The 16150-nt window shown below is 56.4% G+C and carries 14 protein-coding genes and 1 riboswitch; of the genes, 9 read left to right on the forward strand and 5 right to left on the reverse strand.

Annotated elements, in window-relative coordinates; translation table 11 throughout:
• Window positions 1–134 precede the first annotated feature (134 nt).
• Complete coding sequence (locus tag hmeg3_RS02850; protein WP_094562395.1) at window positions 135–1409, reverse strand: porin; 1275 nt, start codon at window positions 1407–1409, stop codon at window positions 135–137.
• 370 nt (window positions 1410–1779) lie between these two features.
• Between hmeg3_RS02850 and hmeg3_RS02855 the strand changes: the two genes are divergently transcribed.
• Window positions 1780–3378, forward strand: coding sequence for an SEL1-like repeat protein (locus tag hmeg3_RS02855; protein WP_094562396.1), 1599 nt, complete (start codon window positions 1780–1782; stop codon window positions 3376–3378).
• A 121-nt stretch (window positions 3379–3499) separates the two neighbouring features.
• Here hmeg3_RS02855 and dapF read toward each other — a convergent pair whose 3' ends face one another.
• The 3 genes from dapF to hmeg3_RS02870 are packed head-to-tail and all read right to left on the reverse strand — an operon-like array spanning window position 3500 to window position 6102.
• Window positions 3500–4351, reverse strand: a complete 852-nt coding sequence (dapF, locus tag hmeg3_RS02860) for a diaminopimelate epimerase (RefSeq protein ID WP_094562397.1) — start codon at window positions 4349–4351, stop codon at window positions 3500–3502.
• Window positions 4352–4378: 27 nt separating this feature from the next.
• Window positions 4379–5260 carry a lipid A biosynthesis acyltransferase gene (locus hmeg3_RS02865; RefSeq protein ID WP_094562398.1) on the reverse strand — a complete coding sequence of 294 codons (882 nt, stop codon included), beginning with the start codon at window positions 5258–5260 and terminating at the stop codon, window positions 4379–4381.
• The gene (locus hmeg3_RS02870) at window positions 5257–6102 is read right to left on the reverse strand and encodes a lysophospholipid acyltransferase family protein (RefSeq protein WP_094562399.1); all 846 of its coding nucleotides are present in this window, start codon (window positions 6100–6102) and stop codon (window positions 5257–5259) included. Before hmeg3_RS02870 ends, hmeg3_RS02865 begins: the two co-directional genes overlap by 4 nt.
• 179 nt (window positions 6103–6281) lie before the next feature.
• Between hmeg3_RS02870 and metK the strand changes: the two genes are divergently transcribed.
• The 4 genes from metK to metF all read left to right on the forward strand — a co-directional run bounded on the left by metK (window position 6282) and on the right by metF (window position 10450).
• Window positions 6282–7445, forward strand: a complete 1164-nt coding sequence (gene metK / locus hmeg3_RS02875) for a methionine adenosyltransferase (RefSeq protein WP_094562400.1) — start codon at window positions 6282–6284, stop codon at window positions 7443–7445.
• Window positions 7446–7530: 85 nt separating this feature from the next.
• Window positions 7531–7607, forward strand: a riboswitch (S-adenosyl-L-homocysteine riboswitch).
• A 47-nt stretch (window positions 7608–7654) separates the two neighbouring features.
• Window positions 7655–9067, forward strand: coding sequence for an adenosylhomocysteinase (ahcY, locus tag hmeg3_RS02880; RefSeq protein ID WP_094566101.1), 1413 nt, complete (start codon window positions 7655–7657; stop codon window positions 9065–9067).
• A gap of 130 nt (window positions 9068–9197) precedes the next feature.
• Window positions 9198–9548 carry a phage holin family protein gene (locus hmeg3_RS02885; RefSeq protein ID WP_094566102.1) on the forward strand — a complete coding sequence of 117 codons (351 nt, stop codon included), beginning with the start codon at window positions 9198–9200 and terminating at the stop codon, window positions 9546–9548.
• Window positions 9549–9607: 59 nt separating this feature from the next.
• Window positions 9608–10450, forward strand: coding sequence for a methylenetetrahydrofolate reductase [NAD(P)H] (gene metF / locus hmeg3_RS02890; RefSeq protein ID WP_094562401.1), 843 nt, complete (start codon window positions 9608–9610; stop codon window positions 10448–10450).
• A gap of 84 nt (window positions 10451–10534) precedes the next feature.
• Here the strand turns inward: metF and hmeg3_RS02895 are convergent, their stop codons facing one another.
• Window positions 10535–11143, reverse strand: coding sequence for a 5-formyltetrahydrofolate cyclo-ligase (locus hmeg3_RS02895; RefSeq protein ID WP_094562402.1), 609 nt, complete (start codon window positions 11141–11143; stop codon window positions 10535–10537).
• A gap of 26 nt (window positions 11144–11169) precedes the next feature.
• Between hmeg3_RS02895 and hmeg3_RS02900 the strand changes: the two genes are divergently transcribed.
• From hmeg3_RS02900 to hmeg3_RS02915, 4 genes are all read left to right on the forward strand, one after another.
• Window positions 11170–13128, forward strand: coding sequence for a lytic transglycosylase domain-containing protein (locus hmeg3_RS02900; RefSeq protein WP_094562403.1), 1959 nt, complete (start codon window positions 11170–11172; stop codon window positions 13126–13128).
• Window positions 13129–13189: 61 nt separating this feature from the next.
• Entirely contained in the window at window positions 13190–14158 is a 969-nt protein-coding gene (locus hmeg3_RS02905; RefSeq protein WP_094562404.1) for a complex I NDUFA9 subunit family protein, read from the forward strand.
• A 54-nt stretch (window positions 14159–14212) separates the two neighbouring features.
• Window positions 14213–14911, forward strand: coding sequence for a glutathione S-transferase family protein (locus tag hmeg3_RS02910; protein ID WP_094562405.1), 699 nt, complete (start codon window positions 14213–14215; stop codon window positions 14909–14911).
• A 7-nt stretch (window positions 14912–14918) separates the two neighbouring features.
• Complete coding sequence (locus hmeg3_RS02915) at window positions 14919–16142, forward strand: multifunctional CCA addition/repair protein (RefSeq protein WP_094562406.1); 1224 nt, start codon at window positions 14919–14921, stop codon at window positions 16140–16142.
• Window positions 16143–16150 lie beyond the last annotated feature (8 nt).

A 16150-nucleotide genomic window follows, 5' to 3' on the forward strand; every position in this document is an offset into this window, starting at 1 on the left:
CAACTTTTTAATCAGGTCGCGACGATCTGGCGCTTACCAATAAAAACGGGCTTACATGATTTCTCATGTAAGCCCGAATTGTTCAATCAAGTTCTGATTCTGACGTTTGCACGTCAGAGGTTCAGAGACTTAAATTAGAACTTGTGACGGATACCAACAGTAACTGCTGTTTGGCTAGCGTCGTTACCAGTTGTGTCACCAACCACGCCTGGGTTCTTCATGTCTTTAGCACGCAGGTTCGACACGAATGCGTACAGGTCAGTACGCTTCGACAGCCAGTAGTCTGTACCCAGGTTGTACTGAGTCAGCTTGCCCTTACCGTTCAGACCGTCGAAGCTAGCTGTTGTGTATTCCACAGCAGCCAACAGCTTCAGGGATGGAGTCAGCGAGTAAGCTGTACCCAGTTCCCACATGTCAGCCTTGTTCGACAGGCCCAGAGTTGCTGCTGTAGTGCGGTTTGCAGTTGACAGTGGGTTTGCAACTTGAGTTGCTGCAGGACCAGTTGCCAACAGACGACCAACGTTTGCGCTTGTGTTCAGATCTTGCTTGACGCGCGACCAGTTACCGTACACGCGTGCGGGGCCAAACTGGTAGCTAGCAACCAGGTTGAACACCTTAGCTGCTGTGCTGCCTGCGTTTGCAGCGTTCAGTGCAGTTGCGTTGGCGTATTGAGTCAGCGTGTTTGTCGAAGCGGAAGCTGCTGGAGCAACGCCTTGGATCAACGAAGTGTCGCTAGCTGTAGCGCCTTGCTTCGATTGATAGTAGTTGGCGCCCAGACCCAGAGGACCGTTGTCGTACTTCACGCCGAAGCCGAAGGATTGACCAGCCGAAGTCTTGCCAGCTGTTTCGCCGAAACCGTACATCAGGTTACCAGTGAAGCCACCCAGGTTATTGGTGGTGTAGCTGACCGAGTTGTTGGTACGAACACCTTGCAGACGGTTCAAGTTCGAACCGGAGTTTTGGATAACGCCACCGAAATCGTTCACAGCTGTGTAGGCGCTGATTGTGTCAGCCCAGTCAGTTTGACGACCCAGCAAGACGGAACCGAAGCCGCCGGCCAGACCAACAACCGACTTACGACGGAACAGGTTCGAACCAGTAACGGAATCGGAACCTTGCAGGCCGCCGTTGTCGTTGGTGAAGCCAGTTTCCAGTTGGAACACTGCATTCAGACCACCGCCCAGATCTTCAACGCCCTTGAAACCGATACGGGAGCCTTGGATTGTGCCGGAGTTCACTGCAAACTTGCTGCCAGTGTTGATGTTGGCAGAGGTGCTGCTTGGAGTTGCAGCCTTGCTTGTGTAAGTAACGCCGGTATCAACGATACCGTAGATAGTGACGGAGCTTTGTGCTTGTGCAGCACCTGCAAACGCGCCGAGAACGGCCAGTGCAAGCAGAGATTTTTTCATTTGACATCCTTCTATAAAAATAGTCTTGAGGATCCGTACATCTAGTCGGATGGTGAGACATTAAGGGTTCTCATTAACCATGACCTTAGATTGGTCGTTTGGCGGACGAAGTTTTGGTTGAAATTCCGAAACTCCTACACGAGTGTTGTTTTTTTCTAACGCTTTAAACCTGAATCTCTCTGTGAGGGACTTTTTTGAGGTGCACCGATGTCAGATCATTACGAAATTGTTCTGGTAGCAACTAAATGTCGATTAAAGACTTGATTTGTTGTTTTAAAGCTCCAAATTGACCTATTGAGAGATGGATTAAAAAAATATAGTGATTTATGGGAGATAATTTTTTCCTTCGAAAGTGGGCTTGGATTGATTTATGGCGAGTCGGGAAGATTTGGCAATTATTCGGGCGGCGCGGGCCGGACAGGCTGAGGCGCAGTTGGCCTTGGGGCGACGCTATCTGTTTGGCGGTAATGGTTTGCCGCAAAGTTTTGCAACGGCACTGCATTGGCTGGATCGTGCGGCGCGTCAGGGTACGCCTGATGCCTGGTCTTTGATTGGTGAGCATATTCCCTATGACGTGGTGGCCCAGGCGCCGAAGCCGCTTGATTACGTGCTTTGGTATGAGCGTGCTTTTGATGCAGGCCTGAAGACGGCCGGCTTGGCGTTTGCACGCCTAGTGCTGTCGCATAAAGCGCAGGCCGAGGCGCAAGCCATGATGGGCAAAGCAGTTAAGGTGCTGGAAGCGGAGGCTCATGCCGGTACCGCGGAAGCGCAATGGTTGCTGGCACAGCAACAAGCGGGCGAGCAGATTGCCGGTGGCGTGGCGCAGGTAGTTGCCGGCGAGAGTCCGCAACAGGCAAGCGATACAGCTGCCCAATGGGCGCAAAAAGCCGCAGACGCCGGCGTAGGCCCCGCACAATTGTCTTTGGCCGACGCCGCATGGCTTCGTCATGATCGAAAAGACTTCATTCGGCGGGCGTTGCCGCTGGGCCGTTCACTGTTGGGGCAATTCCGTGCCGATCTGCCGCAATTGAATGCACCATCGGAGGCGCTCGCACGGCACCTTGGCGAGGGTAATATCGTTTTGCTGTCTCGTTTGGCACAGGTGTTGCCGGAAATTGAAGATTTGGGTGTCGATGAAGCGCAGCAACTTCTGGAGCTGGGTGCTTATGCTGACGACAAGGCGGCGCAGTTGTCGCTGGGCTTGTTCTTCGCGCGTATGCAGGAAGATGGCAGCCGCGCGTTTCCCGGTTTCGGTTCTGCTAATTACAAGAAGGCGATACGCTGGCTTACCCAGGCTGGTGAGCGAGGTTTGGCTCCGGCATGGTTTGCCTTGTCGCGGATTTTTCTGAAGCCCGAGTTTTCTCAGCGCAACCTGGCTGATGCGCAGCACTATCTGGAGCGTGCTGCCGAAATGGGGCATGCCCTTGCGCAACTGGAATGCGGTGGCAGTGCCTGGCGCAATCGCCGCGACGATCCGGCCAATGATGTGCGCGCTGTGTATTGGCTGCAGAAGGCGGCGGTTCAGAACAACACGGACGCTCGTGATCTGCTTGATAAAATCGCCGATCGTCCTGCGCCGGCTGACTGGGCGGTCGAGGCCCGGGGTCATATGACACGCGAGTTCTTGAGCGCCTATCCTTTCCTTGCAGCGCGGCTGGAGTTGGCGATTCTGTTTGGCCTGACACGGGCGGAGGCTTTGCTGATTGATTTGAAGCAGGCCGATTGCGGTCATTGTCTGGTGGTCGATATCCGTGAGTACTACGCACGCAGCAAGCGGCGCCTCATATTAATAGAGACCGGTGACGAGCGGCAGGTGCTTAACCGCATCGGGCGTTTGTTTGAAGATGTCGATTGCAGCCTGAGCGGCCCGGAGGGAAATTATCGCCAGCGCATGTATCGGCTCAAGACCGCGTTGCCCCAAGTCGCAGATGAACGAGAAGAAGAAGGCGATTTGGCCGAGGAATCTTAAGCCCTCTAATATATAAGAGCAGGTAAACAAAAAAGAGATGGTAGCTTGCCATCTCTTTTTTGTTGGAACGTATTATTCAACAGCTGTAGTCAGTCAGACGTTGCTTCCAAGATTTCTCTTCTCAGATGTCGATCTCGCCTTCAAATACTGATACTGCGGGGCCTGTCATCATCACTGGCATGCCTGATCCGGCCCAGTTGATCACCAGTTCACCGCCATGCGTCTGTACGGCAACAGGCGCATCCAGCAGCCCGCGTCGGATGCCCGCGACCACTGCCGCGCAGGCGCCGGTGCCGCAAGCCAGGGTTTCGCCTGCGCCGCGCTCAAAAACGCGCAAATTGACGTTGTGGCGATCCACGACTTGCATGAAGCCGGCATTGACGCGCTTTGGAAAACGCTGATGATGTTCGATTACCGGGCCGTCGCGCAGAACCGGTGCTGCTTCGGTATCCGTCACAATCTGAACCGCATGCGGGTTGCCCATCGACACGACGGAAATCCATGTCGTGTTGCCATTTACCTCTAACGGCCAAAGCGTATCATCGCCCTCAGTCTTGCTTGTGAGGCCAGTGGCATCGAACGGTACTTGCTCCGGCACCAATATCGGCGCCCCCATGTCGACAGTCACACGGCCATCATCTTCCAGTGTCGGCTCAATCACGCCGGACATGGTTTCCACACGGATAGCCCGCTTGGTGGTCAACCCTTTGTCACTGACGAAGCGTGCAAAGGCACGCGCACCGTTGCCGCATTGTTCGACTTCGCCGCCATCGGCGTTGTAAATCCGATAGCGAAAATCAATCCCTGGAGATTGCGTTTTTTCTACCACCAGCATTTGATCCGCGCCGATGCCAAAACGGCGATCCGCGATGAACTTCCATTGTTCCGGTGTCAGATCAATGTTCTGGTGGATGGCGTCGACGACAACAAAATCGTTGCCCGCGCCGTGCATTTTGGTGAATTTGATTTTCATGACGCTAATTATAGATGCTGGATGCGCTTAGCCATCTTGGCCGTATACATTAGTTAGGCCTTCGGGCTGAGTTTTAAAGCGCTTATGCGCCCAAAAATATTCTGCCGGCGCTTCCAGTACGCGCTGCTCGATGAAGGCGTTCATTTTTCGCGTAGCTTCCACGATGTCCTCACCCGGGTAGTTCTCCCAGGCTGGGTAGAAGGTGGTTTTCCAGCCTTTGTAATTTGGCAGGAAGGTCGTAATCATCGGTATGACATTGGCATGAGTCGCGGCGGCAATACGTGCGGTAGCCGTCAGCGTCGCAGCCGGCCTGCCGAAGAAGGGCACAAACTCGGCGTCGCGCAGGCCGAAGTCCATATCCGGCAGCATGATAAAAGGCAAGCCGTCGCGCATGGCGCGGATGATCGGTTTGACGCCTTTCTCGCGGGACAGCAACGTCACCGGGCGAAAGCGCGAACGGCCTTGCAACAACGCCTGGTCAACGATTTTGTTTTGTTGTTTTGCATAAATAGTGCAGATGGACAAGTCCGAATTCAGCACCAGCGCGATGCCGGGAATCTCAAGACAGACAAAATGCGGGCACAGCAAAATGGTGGGACCGGATTTAATGACGTCGACGGGTACGCCGGAGTCGATCTTGATCAGTCGTTTCAGGCGTTTTTCGGACGCCCACCACAGAATTCCGCGTTCCAGCGCGCTTCGGGCGTAGGCTTGAAAATGCTGTTTTGCAATCGTCTCGCGCTCAGCCTCGGTCTTTTCAGGAAAGCACAGGCGCAGATTCGTCAGCGTGATGTGACGGCGCGGCTTCATGATGATGAACAACAAAGAGCCAAGACCCTCGCCCAGACGGCCAAGGATCGGCAGCGGCAGCCAGTGCAGCAGCCACATCAGTGCAATCAGCGCCCTCATTCCGTTGCCCCATGTGCGCTGACGCCGGGAGGCGTCTTATAGCGGTTGTAGCTCCATATATATTGAGAAGGGCAGCGCGAGATCAGCTTTTCCATGGCGCGATTAATGGCGCGAGCTTGCTGCTCCGGAGTGTTGCCGAGCGCTTCTTCGAAGGCGACGAAGCGAATCACGAAGCCGCGGCCCCACGACAAGCGTTCGGCATAAGACAGAATGATGGGCGCGCCGCTCATCTGATGCATTTTTGCCGACAGCGTCATGGTGTAGGCGGGTTTGCCGAAGAAATCTGCCCAGACTCCTTCGCCGTGCTGAGGCACTTGGTCTGGCAGCAGTCCGATGGCTTTGCCGGCCTTCAATGCTTTGAGCAGAGTGCGGACGCCCGAGAGATTCGCTGGTGCCAGATGCAGATTCGGGCGCGAGCGCGCACCTTCGATCAATGGCTTCAATGCTGCCTTGCGCGGAGGGCGATATAAGGCAGTCAGCGATGTCTGCTCGGCAATGGCTTGTGCGATGATTTCAAAACAACCAAGGTGCGGCGTTAAAAAAACAACACCGGTTTTGGCGTCCAGCGCCTGTTGCGCCAGTTCCCAGTTTTCGATGCGGGCAGTGCGCAAGACGCGTTTCGGTGAGGCGCACCAGACAAACGGCAATTCGAAGATCCCTTTGCCGGACTCGTTAATTGCGGTAAATAAATGTTGCCGATAGCCGGCGCGCGTCAGATTCTCTTTCAGGCGTCTCCGATAGGACGGTGACGCCAGGTAAACGAGCCAGCCCATCGCGATCCCGATCAGGTGCAGAACGGGCAGCGGGAGCAGGGATAGCAGGCGGAATAAAGAAAAAAGCATACTTGCCGTTACCGTAGATGATTCTGTGAAATTGCCGAATTTTTGCAAGACGCGTAAAATAGCATGAAAGCCGTCGAGTTAATGACAACTTGCGAGACGGGATATAAATTTCGCTAAAGCGTCGCAGGCTAGGGATAAGCCGCGACACCGGTTCAATCTCTATACTGCAGGAGCATGTGATGTCCAACGAATATCTCTTCACTTCCGAATCTGTCTCGGAAGGTCACCCAGACAAAGTAGCCGACCAGATTTCCGATGCGATTCTGGATGCCATCTTTGCACAAGATCCACTGTCCCGCGTAGCCGCCGAAACCCTGTGTAACACAGGTCTGGTTGTACTCGCCGGTGAAATCACCACACGCGCCAATGTCGATTACATCGACGTCGCCCGTGAAACCATCAAGCGCATCGGTTACGACAACGCCGACTACGGTATCGACTACAAGAGCTGCGCCGTGCTGGTTGCTTACGACAAGCAATCGCCGGACATCGCTCAAGGCGTTGACGAAGGCAAGGGGCTCGACCTCGATCAAGGCGCCGGCGACCAAGGTTTGATGTTTGGCTACGCTTGCGACGAAACACCTGAGTTGATGCCTGCTGCCATTTACTACGCACACCGTATTGTCGAGCGTCAATCTCAATTGCGCAAAGACGGTCGTCTGCCATGGCTGCGTCCGGATGCAAAGTCGCAAGTGACATTGAAGTATGTCGACGGTCGTCCAGTTGCCATCGACACCATCGTGTTGTCGACACAGCATGCGCCTGAAATGGAACACAAGGCCATCGAAGAAGCGGCAATCGAAGAAATCATTCGTCCGGTCGTGCCGGCTGAATGGCTGAAGAACACCCGTTACCTGATCAACCCGACTGGTCGTTTTGTTATCGGTGGTCCACAAGGTGATTGCGGCCTGACCGGTCGCAAGATCATCGTCGACACCTACGGCGGCGCAGCTCCGCACGGTGGCGGCGCGTTCTCCGGCAAGGATCCATCCAAGGTTGACCGCTCAGCAGCTTATGCCGGTCGTTATGTTGCCAAGAACATCGTGGCTGCCGGCCTGGCGTCGCGTTGCCAGATCCAGGTGTCGTACGCCATCGGTATCGCCAAGCCGACTTCGGTCATGGTCACCACTTTCGGTACAGGCAAGATCAGTGACGAAAAGCTGGCGCAACTGGTGCTGGAACATTTTGACCTGCGTCCGAAGGGCATCGTGCAAATGCTGGATCTGCTGCGTCCTATCTATCAGAAGACCGCTGCTTACGGCCACTTCGGCCGCGAAGAGCCGGAGTTCTCGTGGGAACGTACCGACAAGGCTGCTGCACTGAAGGCCGCCGCCGGTCTGTAATTTTCCTGATGCAATCCGGCCTTGTTGTGGTCGGATTGCATCGTGCGCTGGCACGGTGCACGTAAAGTGATTTACAATGCCTTTCCGTATCAAGGAGCGTTGCGACAAGACATCGATCTTGCCAGGCTTGATACCGTCAATATGCAACTGCGCTCACGTTACTTTTTTTCTGTTTTCTACGAAAGGAGGGCGTGAACAACGCCGCAGCCATGACTACCAATTCCACTCAAGACTATGTGATCGCTGATATCAGCCTGGCGCAATGGGGCCATAAAGAGATCAAGATTGCAGAAACCGAAATGCCCGGCCTGATGGCCATTCGTGAAGAATTTGCTGCTGCACAGCCCCTGAAGGGCGCGCGCATCACTGGTTCCATCCACATGACCATCCAGACCGCTGTGCTGATCCAGACACTGGAAGCACTGGGTGCCAAAGTACGTTGGGCATCTTGCAACATCTACTCGACACAAGATCACGCTGCCGCGGCAATCGCCGACAAGGGCACGCCTGTGTTCGCGTTCAAGGGCGAGTCGCTGGACGACTACTGGGAATTCACACACCGCATTTTTGAATGGCAAGGCGGCGAAAACGAACAAGCCAACATGATTCTGGACGATGGCGGCGACGCAACCCTGCTGCTGCATCTGGGTACACGTGCTGAAAAAGACGCATCGGTGCTGAACAACCCGACTTCGGAAGAAGAAATCTGCCTGTTCAACTCCATCAAGAAAAAGCTGGCGACTTCGCCGAACTGGTATTCCACGCGTCTGGCGCAAATCAAGGGTGTGACCGAAGAAACCACCACCGGTGTGCATCGTCTGTATCAGATGTTCAAGGACGGCAAGTTGGCCTTCCCTGCAATCAACGTCAACGACTCCGTTACCAAGTCCAAGTTCGACAACTTGTACGGCTGCCGCGAATCGCTGGTCGACGGTATCAAGCGCGCGACGGACGTCATGATCGCCGGCAAGGTTGCCGTCATCGCCGGTTACGGTGACGTCGGCAAGGGCTCGGCACAAGCGATGCGCGCGTTGTCGGCACAAGTCTGGGTCACTGAAATCGATCCGATCTGCGCACTGCAAGCCGCAATGGAAGGCTATCGCGTTGTGACCATGGATTACGCTGCTGAACACGGCGATATTTTCGTGACATGTACCGGCAACTACCATGTGATCACGCACGACCACATGAAGAAGATGAAAGACCAGGCGATCGTCTGCAACATCGGTCACTTCGACAACGAAATCGAAGTCGCCGCACTGAAGCAATACACCTGGGAAAACATCAAGCCGCAAGTCGATCACATCATCTTCCCTGACGGCAAGCGCATCATCCTGCTGGCGGAAGGCCGCCTGGTCAACCTCGGCTGCGGTACCGGCCATCCGTCCTACGTGATGAGCTCGTCCTTCGCCAACCAGACCATCGCTCAGATCGAATTGTTCGTGAACACCAAGAACTACCCGGTCGGTGTCTACACGCTGCCTAAGCATCTGGACGAGAAGGTTGCACGTCTGCAGCTGAAGAAACTCAATGCACAATTGAGCACACTGACTGCTGAACAAGCTGCGTATATCGGCGTGAAGTCGGACGGCCCTTACAAGCCTGATCACTACCGTTATTAATCAGCTTGACGGGCAATGCGGGTAAAACCCGCTTGCCCGGTTTTAACAAGATTCATCCGCCATCGGCCGGACTACAGCAATTGCACCGATTGTTGGAATCCGGCCGATGCGCCGCTCGAAAGGACATTTCATGCGTTTGCTCATTCTGTGGCTGATCAATGCGCTGGCCTTGCTCGCCGTGCCTTACCTCATGCACTCGGTGCAGGTCGACAGCTTTGGCGCGGCACTGATCGCAGCGCTCATCCTTGGCTTCGTCAATACGCTGGTGCGTCCGGTGCTGGTGATCCTCACTTTGCCGGTGACGCTGCTGACGCTGGGTTTGTTCATTCTGGTCATCAACGGCCTGATGTTCTGGGCGGTCTCGCATCTGGTAGGCGGTTTCCACGTAGCGGGTTTTTGGGCGGCTGTCGGTGGCGCGCTGTTATACAGCATCGTCTCCTGGGCGCTATCCACGCTGCTGCTGAAATCCGGACCTAATTGATTTTGCACGGATCTGCGCCGCGAATCGCGCAATGATCTGTTTTAGGGATTGATTTTTCTATGACATCACATAATTTCAGCATCGAGTTTTTCCCGCCGAAGACGCCTGAAGGCACGGAAAAACTGCGCGTCACCCGCGCCAAGCTGGCCGAGTTGCAACCGAAGTATTTCTCGGTGACCTTCGGCGCCGGCGGTTCGACGCAGCAAGGCACGCTCGATACCGTGCTGGAGATCATGCGCGAAGGCCATGTCGCCGCGCCGCATCTGTCTTGCATCGGCAGCTCGCGCGCGGCATTGCGCGACATTCTCAATAGTTACAAATCGCATGGCATCAAGAAGTTGGTCGCTTTGCGCGGCGACTTGCCTAGCGGCTTCGGTGCCGTGGACAGTGCTTCCGGCGAATTCCACTACGCGAACGAGCTGGTCGAATTCATTCGCGCGGAAACCGGCGACTGGTTTCACATTGAAGTCGGCGCGTATCCCGAAATGCATCCGCAAGCCAAGTCGCCACAGGACGATGTGCAGAATTTTGCGCGCAAGATCAAAGCAGGCGCCGATGCCGCCATCACGCAGTATTTCTACAATGCCGACGCGTATTTCAATTTCGTCGACGAAGTGGAGAAGCTTGGCATCAACGCGCCCATCGTTCCAGGCATCATGCCGATTACGAACTACACGCAACTGATGCGGTTTTCCGACATGTGCGGTACGGAAATCCCGCGTTGGATTCGTCTCAAGCTGGCCAGCTACGGTGACGACAGCGAGTCGATCCGCGCATTTGGTCTCGATGTTGTTACGCAACTCTGCGAGCAGTTGCTGGAAGGCGGCGCACCCGGCCTTCACTTCTATACCCTGAATCAGCCAGCCGCAACGATGGCAATCTGGCAACGTCTGGTTGCTTGATTTGTCCGAAGTCGTCAGTAGCAAGTAAAAAGCCGGCTGAAGCCGGCTTTTTTCATGTCATCGCGTGACGGTATGCTGTTCAAATCAGCCGTCAGTAATCATCATGTCCAGCGCGATGTCGTGAACTTGTCCATCAAATTCGACCAATGCGTCGGCATAAGCGATGCCGATCGCCAGCGGGCGCGGAGTCTGCGCCAGGGTACGGTCATAGAAGCCCCCGCCGTAGCCAAGCCGCAAGCGTGCCGCATTGAAGCCCAGGCAAGGGATCAGCAGAGCTCGCGGTTGCACGATTTCTCCCTGTGCTGGTGCTGATGTTCCCATGGCGTCTTTGATCAATGTCTCTCCTGGCGTCCAACGCACGAACTCCAGCGGCAATTCTTTTCCTCGAATAATCGGCAGCGACAGGTGCACGCCTTGGGCACTCAGCGCGTTATAAGCCGGATACAGATCCGGTTCTTGCCGGATCGGGTGGTAAACGCCGATGCTCGCAATCTGCTGAGTTTGCAGCCATGCCAGCAGACGTGCACAGATTGCGGCTTCCGCCACGGTTTTGGCAGCGGGCGTCATGGCTTTGCGGGCAGTCAGCAAGCGGGTGCGCAGCGCGGATTTTTCCGAAGCCGGCGACCTGGTGTTTGCTGCGGTATCCGCAGTGTCGGACGGCGTGGTGTCGCGTGCTATCCTTGAAGTCGTCATTTGTCTCAATCTAAGGTTGTATAAGAATGCAATTAAAGAAACGCATGGTCGTGATCACCTGTGCCGTAGCAACCGCGGCGGCAGTCAGTTTTGCGATGCCGGCCTACGCGCAAAAACGCCCGTCTGCCAATGCCGCCCCCGATGACGTCTTTCTCGCCTTGCGTGATGCCTCGCGCTCCGACGACTCGGCGACCTCGGCGAGTCTGGCGGCACGTCTGCCGGATTATGTCATTCCTTCCTATGTTGACTATTATCGGCTCAAACCGCGTGTACGCGATTTCACTGCGCCGGTTTCCGAGATCCGCGATTTTCTTGCCCGCTATGATGGCAGCGCCATTGCTGATCGCCTGCGTAACGACTGGCTGTTGGCGCTTGGCAAGACCGGCGACTGGACGACTTTTGACGAGCAATATCCCCTCTTTGTCCTGAACGACGATGTGCAGGTCAAATGTTTTGCCCTCAATTCCCGCGCTCTCAAGGGGCAGAACGTCGCCGATGAAGCGCGAGCCTTGCTGACCAGTCCCAAGGACTATGGCCAGGGCTGCAGCGACCTGATCGGCACGCTGGCGCAAAATCATCAGTTCAGTGAAAGCGATCTGTGGGCCCAGATTCGTCAGGCGGTCGAAGCCGGCAACACGACGGTTGCGCGCCGTGCGGCGATTTTTACCGACAATGGCGACGTCAGCCTGCAACAAGTCATCGATAAGCCCGCGCTGATGCTGGCACGTGGGCCGGGACAAGGACGTACTTCGCACGAGTTGTACATCATCGCCATCGGCCGCGCCGCAAAAGGTAATCCGCAACAGGCCGCAACGTTTCTCAGCAGCGCATCGGGACTGACCGCACAGGAACAAGCCATCGCCTGGGCGCAGATCGCTTTGCCGGCCTCCATGAAGCTGATGCCCGAAGCCATTGACTATTGGCGCAAGACCAAAGATGCGCCGCTGTCCTACGAAGCGTATCAATGGAAGGCGCGGATTGCACTGCGCGCCGGTGACTGGAAGATGGTCAAGTCCACCATCGACGCCATGCCAGGTTCATTGCGCAGCGACATCACGTGGACTTATTGGCTGGCCCGTGCGCTGAAGGAAGACGGCCAGACCGAGGCTTCTCAGCGCCTGTTTCAGTCGATTGCTTCCAACGTCAGCTTCTACGGCCAACTCGCCACGGAAGACCTCGGGCAGAAGATTGTCATTCCGCCGGGCCCGGTACCGCCGACACCGGCTGAGATCGCGCCAATGGCGCAGAACGCCGGCTTCAAGCGTGCGATCAAGTTCTATGACCTGAATATGCGCTACGAAGGCATTCGCGAATGGAACTGGGAGCTGCGCAAGATGAACGACCGCCAGTTGCTGGCTGCCGCAGAATTCGCACGTCAGAGCGATGTGCTCGACCGCATGGTCAACACCTCGGATCGCACCAAGCTGGAGATGGACTTCACCCAGCGCTTCCCGGCGCCTCACCTTACCGAGATGAGCGCCAACACCCGTCCGTTGGGTCTGGAAAACGCCTGGGTCTATGGTTTGATCCGCCAGGAATCGCGCTTCATCAAAAATGCGAAATCGTACGTCGGCGCATCCGGCCTGATGCAACTGATGCCATCGACCGCGAAGTACGTCGCCAAGAAAATCGGCCTGACTGAATTCACGCAAGACCAGATCAATGACATCAACACCAACCTGCTGCTGGGCACCAGCTACCTCAACATGGTGCTGAACAATCTCGACGGCTCGCAGGCATTGGCAACGGCCGCGTATAACGCCGGACCGGGACGCCCACGGACCTGGCGCTCGACCTTGAATCGTACGGTGGAAGGGGCGATTTTCGCTGAATCGATTCCGTTCAACGAGACACGGGGTTACGTCAAGAATGTCATGTCCAATGCAACCTACTACGCCGCCCTGTTCGAGAACAAGCCACAGTCGCTGAAACAACGACTCGGCACGGTCGCGCCGCGCACCAATACCCCGACCGATTTGCCGTGATTGCGCGCTGATCACAGGGCGCTACGGTAAGACGAACTAGCAACGAAAGCGACAACTGATCATGACGTATAAAAACATACTGGTAGTCGGCGGCTCGGGCTTCATCGGCAGCCAGGTCGTGGCGCAACTGGCGCGTAGCACGGCCAGTCGCGTCGTCGTGCCGACCCGGCGCTACGAGCGCAGCAAGCATCTGTTGGTGATGCCGACCGTACGAACAGCAGTCGCTGACGTACATGACGAAGCGGCGCTGGACAGATTGTTCGACGGTGTTGATGCCGTCATCAATCTGGTCGGCATCCTGCATTCGCGTCGCGGCCCAAGCGGCAGCGACTATGGTCCAGACTTCCAGCGAGCACACGTGGATTTGCCGCGCAAGATCGTTGCTGCCTGTCGCCGCCATGGCGTCAAGCGTTACCTGCATATGAGCGCTCTCGGTGCTTCTGCGCAAGGAGCGTCAATGTATCTGCGTTCCAAGGCGGCCGGCGAAGCGGCTGCATTTGCGGATGCCGATCTGGCCACAACCGTGTTTCGTCCTTCCGTAGTATTTGGGGAGGGCGACCGATTTCTGAATCTGTTCGCCGCTTTGCAAAAATATTTTCCGGTCATGCCGCTCGGCAGCGCTGGCGCCAAGTTCCAGCCGGTCTACGTGGGTGATGTGGCGCAGGCATTCGTCACTGCTTTGCAGAATGAGTCAACCAGGGGCAAGACCTACGAACTGGCCGGGCCAAAGATTTATAGCCTCCGCGAACTGGTTCAACTGGCTGGTTTGTATTCCGGGCATACCCGCCCCATCATCGGCCTGCCACCGGCATTGGCATTCTTGCAAGCTTTGTGTCTGGAATATTTGCCAGGACGCATGATGAGTCGCGATAATCTTGCTTCCATGCGGGTGGACAATATTACCGATGGGCCGATTGCGGCCGAACTCGGCATCACGCCGACCGCACTGGAGGCGATCGCACCGCGTTATCTTGCCGGTGTGCACATGCAGCAGCAAATGGATGCTTACCGCAGCGGAGCAAGGCGCTAAGGGCAGGACGCCAAACCGGGTAAGAGCAAGACAAGTCATCAAAGGACAGACAGCATGCAGAATACCGAACTCGATCCGACCTTGTCGGCCACGCTGGAAAAGGCCGGCAAGAACGCCATCACACTGGTCATCGGCAACAAAAACTATTCGTCCTGGTCGATGCGCCCCTGGGTGGTGCTGACGGCATTTGACATTCCTTTCCGCGAAATCCGCATCTGCCTCGACCAGCCTGATACGGCCAGCAAGATTGCGGAATATTCCGCCGCCGGCCGCGTTCCCGTTTTGTTGGACGGTCAAACGCATATCTGGGATTCGCTGGCGATCTGCGAATACCTGGCGGAACAGTTTCCCGATCGCGCACTGTGGCCGCAAGAGACCGCGGCACGCGCCGTCGCACGCAGTATCACCGCCGAAATGCATTCCGGCTTCACCGGTTTGCGTAGCGCCATGAGCATGGATATTCGCGGCAGCTATCCCGGCAAGGGTCGCACGCCCGAAGCCCAGGGCGATATCGGTCGCATATGCGAAATCTGGGAAGACTGTCTGTCCGAATTCGGCCATCACGAATTCCTGTTCGGTGATTTCTCCATCGCCGATGCTTTCTACGCGCCGGTGGTGATGCGCTTCCGCAGCTATCAGGTGTCGCTGGCACCGGCACTCCAAGCCTACGTCGACCGCGTCGCCGCGCATCCTGCGGTGGCGAAGTGGATTGCCGAAGCGCTGGCCGAAAAAGAAATTCTGCCGGATCATTGAGTTGCCCATGAAGATTTACGTCGTCGGCGGTGCGGTACGCGATGAGTTGCTCGGTTTGCCCGTGCAGGATCACGACTACGTGGTCGTCGGCGCCACCCCGGAAGACATGCTGGCTCAGGGTTTTCGCCCGGTAGGCAAGGATTTTCCAGTATTTCTGCATCCTGAGACGCAAGAGGAATACGCGCTGGCACGCACCGAGCGCAAGACCGCACCCGGTTATAAAGGCTTCGTCTTTCATACCGACAGCGCCGTCACGCTGGAACAGGATCTGGCGCGCCGTGACCTCACCATCAACGCCATTGCCAAGGGTGAAGATGGGGTGCTGGTCGATCCGTATCACGGACAGGAAGATATTCGCCGCCGCGTGTTTCGCCACGTCTCTGATGCTTTCGTTGAAGACCCCGTACGCATCTTGCGCATGGCGCGTTTCGCCGCACGTTTTCCGGATTTCACCGTCGCTCCCGAAACCAATGCGTTGATGCAGAAGATGGTGCAAGCCGGAGAAGTCGATGCCTTGGTGCCGGAACGCGTCTGGCAAGAACTGGCGCGCGGCATGATGGAGAAGACCCCGTCGCGCATGTTCAACGTGCTGCGTGAATGCGGCGCATTGGCGCGCATCCTGCCTGAATTGAATGCGCTCTGGGGTGTGCCTCAACCGGCCAAATATCATCCCGAAATCGACACCGGCGTCCACGTCATGATGGTGCTCGACTACGCGGCAAGCCAATCGTATTCGCTGGGCGTGCGCTTTGCCGCCTTGATGCACGATCTCGGCAAAGGCACCACGCCGCCGGATCTGTGGCCCAGCCATCACGGGCATGAAGGCCGTAGCGTCGAGCTGGTGCAGGGGATTTGCGATCGCCTCAAAGTCCCCAACGATTGCCGCGATCTCGCTGTCATCACCGCGCGTGAACACGGCAACGTCGGCCGCGCGTTTGAATTGCGTCCTGCCACTATCGTCAATTTACTGGCGCGCTGCGACGGCTTCCGCAAGCCGGAACGGTTTAAGGAAATGCTGCAGGCATCCGAGTGCGACCGCCGCGGCCGCACCGGCTTTGAAGAGGTTGAGTTTCCGCAACTGGACTACCTCATGGGCGCCTTGAAAATCGCGCAGGGCGTCGACGCCGGCGCCATCGCCGCGAAGTACAAAGATCAGCCGCAGCGCATTCCTGAAGCGATTCTGGCGGCGCGTACCGAGGCTGTGGCAGATTATGCGGCGCAGATCCGCTAAACTGCGTC

The organism is Herbaspirillum sp. meg3, assembly GCF_002257565.1.
In the GTDB taxonomy this organism is placed as follows: domain Bacteria; phylum Pseudomonadota; class Gammaproteobacteria; order Burkholderiales; family Burkholderiaceae_D; genus Herbaspirillum.

What these genes read in the sequence shown, in the direction of transcription:
- hmeg3_RS02850 (WP_094562395.1), bottom strand. Translation starts at nt 1,409, where the DNA reads ATGAAAAAATCTCTGCTTGCACTGGCCGTTCTCGGCGCGTTTGCAGGT.
- hmeg3_RS02855 (WP_094562396.1), top strand. Translation starts at nt 1,780, where the DNA reads ATGGCGAGTCGGGAAGATTTGGCAATTATTCGGGCGGCGCGGGCCGGA.
- dapF (WP_094562397.1), bottom strand. Translation starts at nt 4,351, where the DNA reads ATGAAAATCAAATTCACCAAAATGCACGGCGCGGGCAACGATTTTGTT.
- hmeg3_RS02865 (WP_094562398.1), bottom strand. Translation starts at nt 5,260, where the DNA reads ATGAGGGCGCTGATTGCACTGATGTGGCTGCTGCACTGGCTGCCGCTG.
- hmeg3_RS02870 (WP_094562399.1), bottom strand. Translation starts at nt 6,102, where the DNA reads ATGCTTTTTTCTTTATTCCGCCTGCTATCCCTGCTCCCGCTGCCCGTT.
- metK (WP_094562400.1), top strand. Translation starts at nt 6,282, where the DNA reads ATGTCCAACGAATATCTCTTCACTTCCGAATCTGTCTCGGAAGGTCAC.
- ahcY (WP_094566101.1), top strand. Translation starts at nt 7,655, where the DNA reads ATGACTACCAATTCCACTCAAGACTATGTGATCGCTGATATCAGCCTG.
- hmeg3_RS02885 (WP_094566102.1), top strand. Translation starts at nt 9,198, where the DNA reads ATGCGTTTGCTCATTCTGTGGCTGATCAATGCGCTGGCCTTGCTCGCC.
- metF (WP_094562401.1), top strand. Translation starts at nt 9,608, where the DNA reads ATGACATCACATAATTTCAGCATCGAGTTTTTCCCGCCGAAGACGCCT.
- hmeg3_RS02895 (WP_094562402.1), bottom strand. Translation starts at nt 11,143, where the DNA reads ATGACGACTTCAAGGATAGCACGCGACACCACGCCGTCCGACACTGCG.
- hmeg3_RS02900 (WP_094562403.1), top strand. Translation starts at nt 11,170, where the DNA reads ATGCAATTAAAGAAACGCATGGTCGTGATCACCTGTGCCGTAGCAACC.
- hmeg3_RS02905 (WP_094562404.1), top strand. Translation starts at nt 13,190, where the DNA reads ATGACGTATAAAAACATACTGGTAGTCGGCGGCTCGGGCTTCATCGGC.
- hmeg3_RS02910 (WP_094562405.1), top strand. Translation starts at nt 14,213, where the DNA reads ATGCAGAATACCGAACTCGATCCGACCTTGTCGGCCACGCTGGAAAAG.
- hmeg3_RS02915 (WP_094562406.1), top strand. Translation starts at nt 14,919, where the DNA reads ATGAAGATTTACGTCGTCGGCGGTGCGGTACGCGATGAGTTGCTCGGT.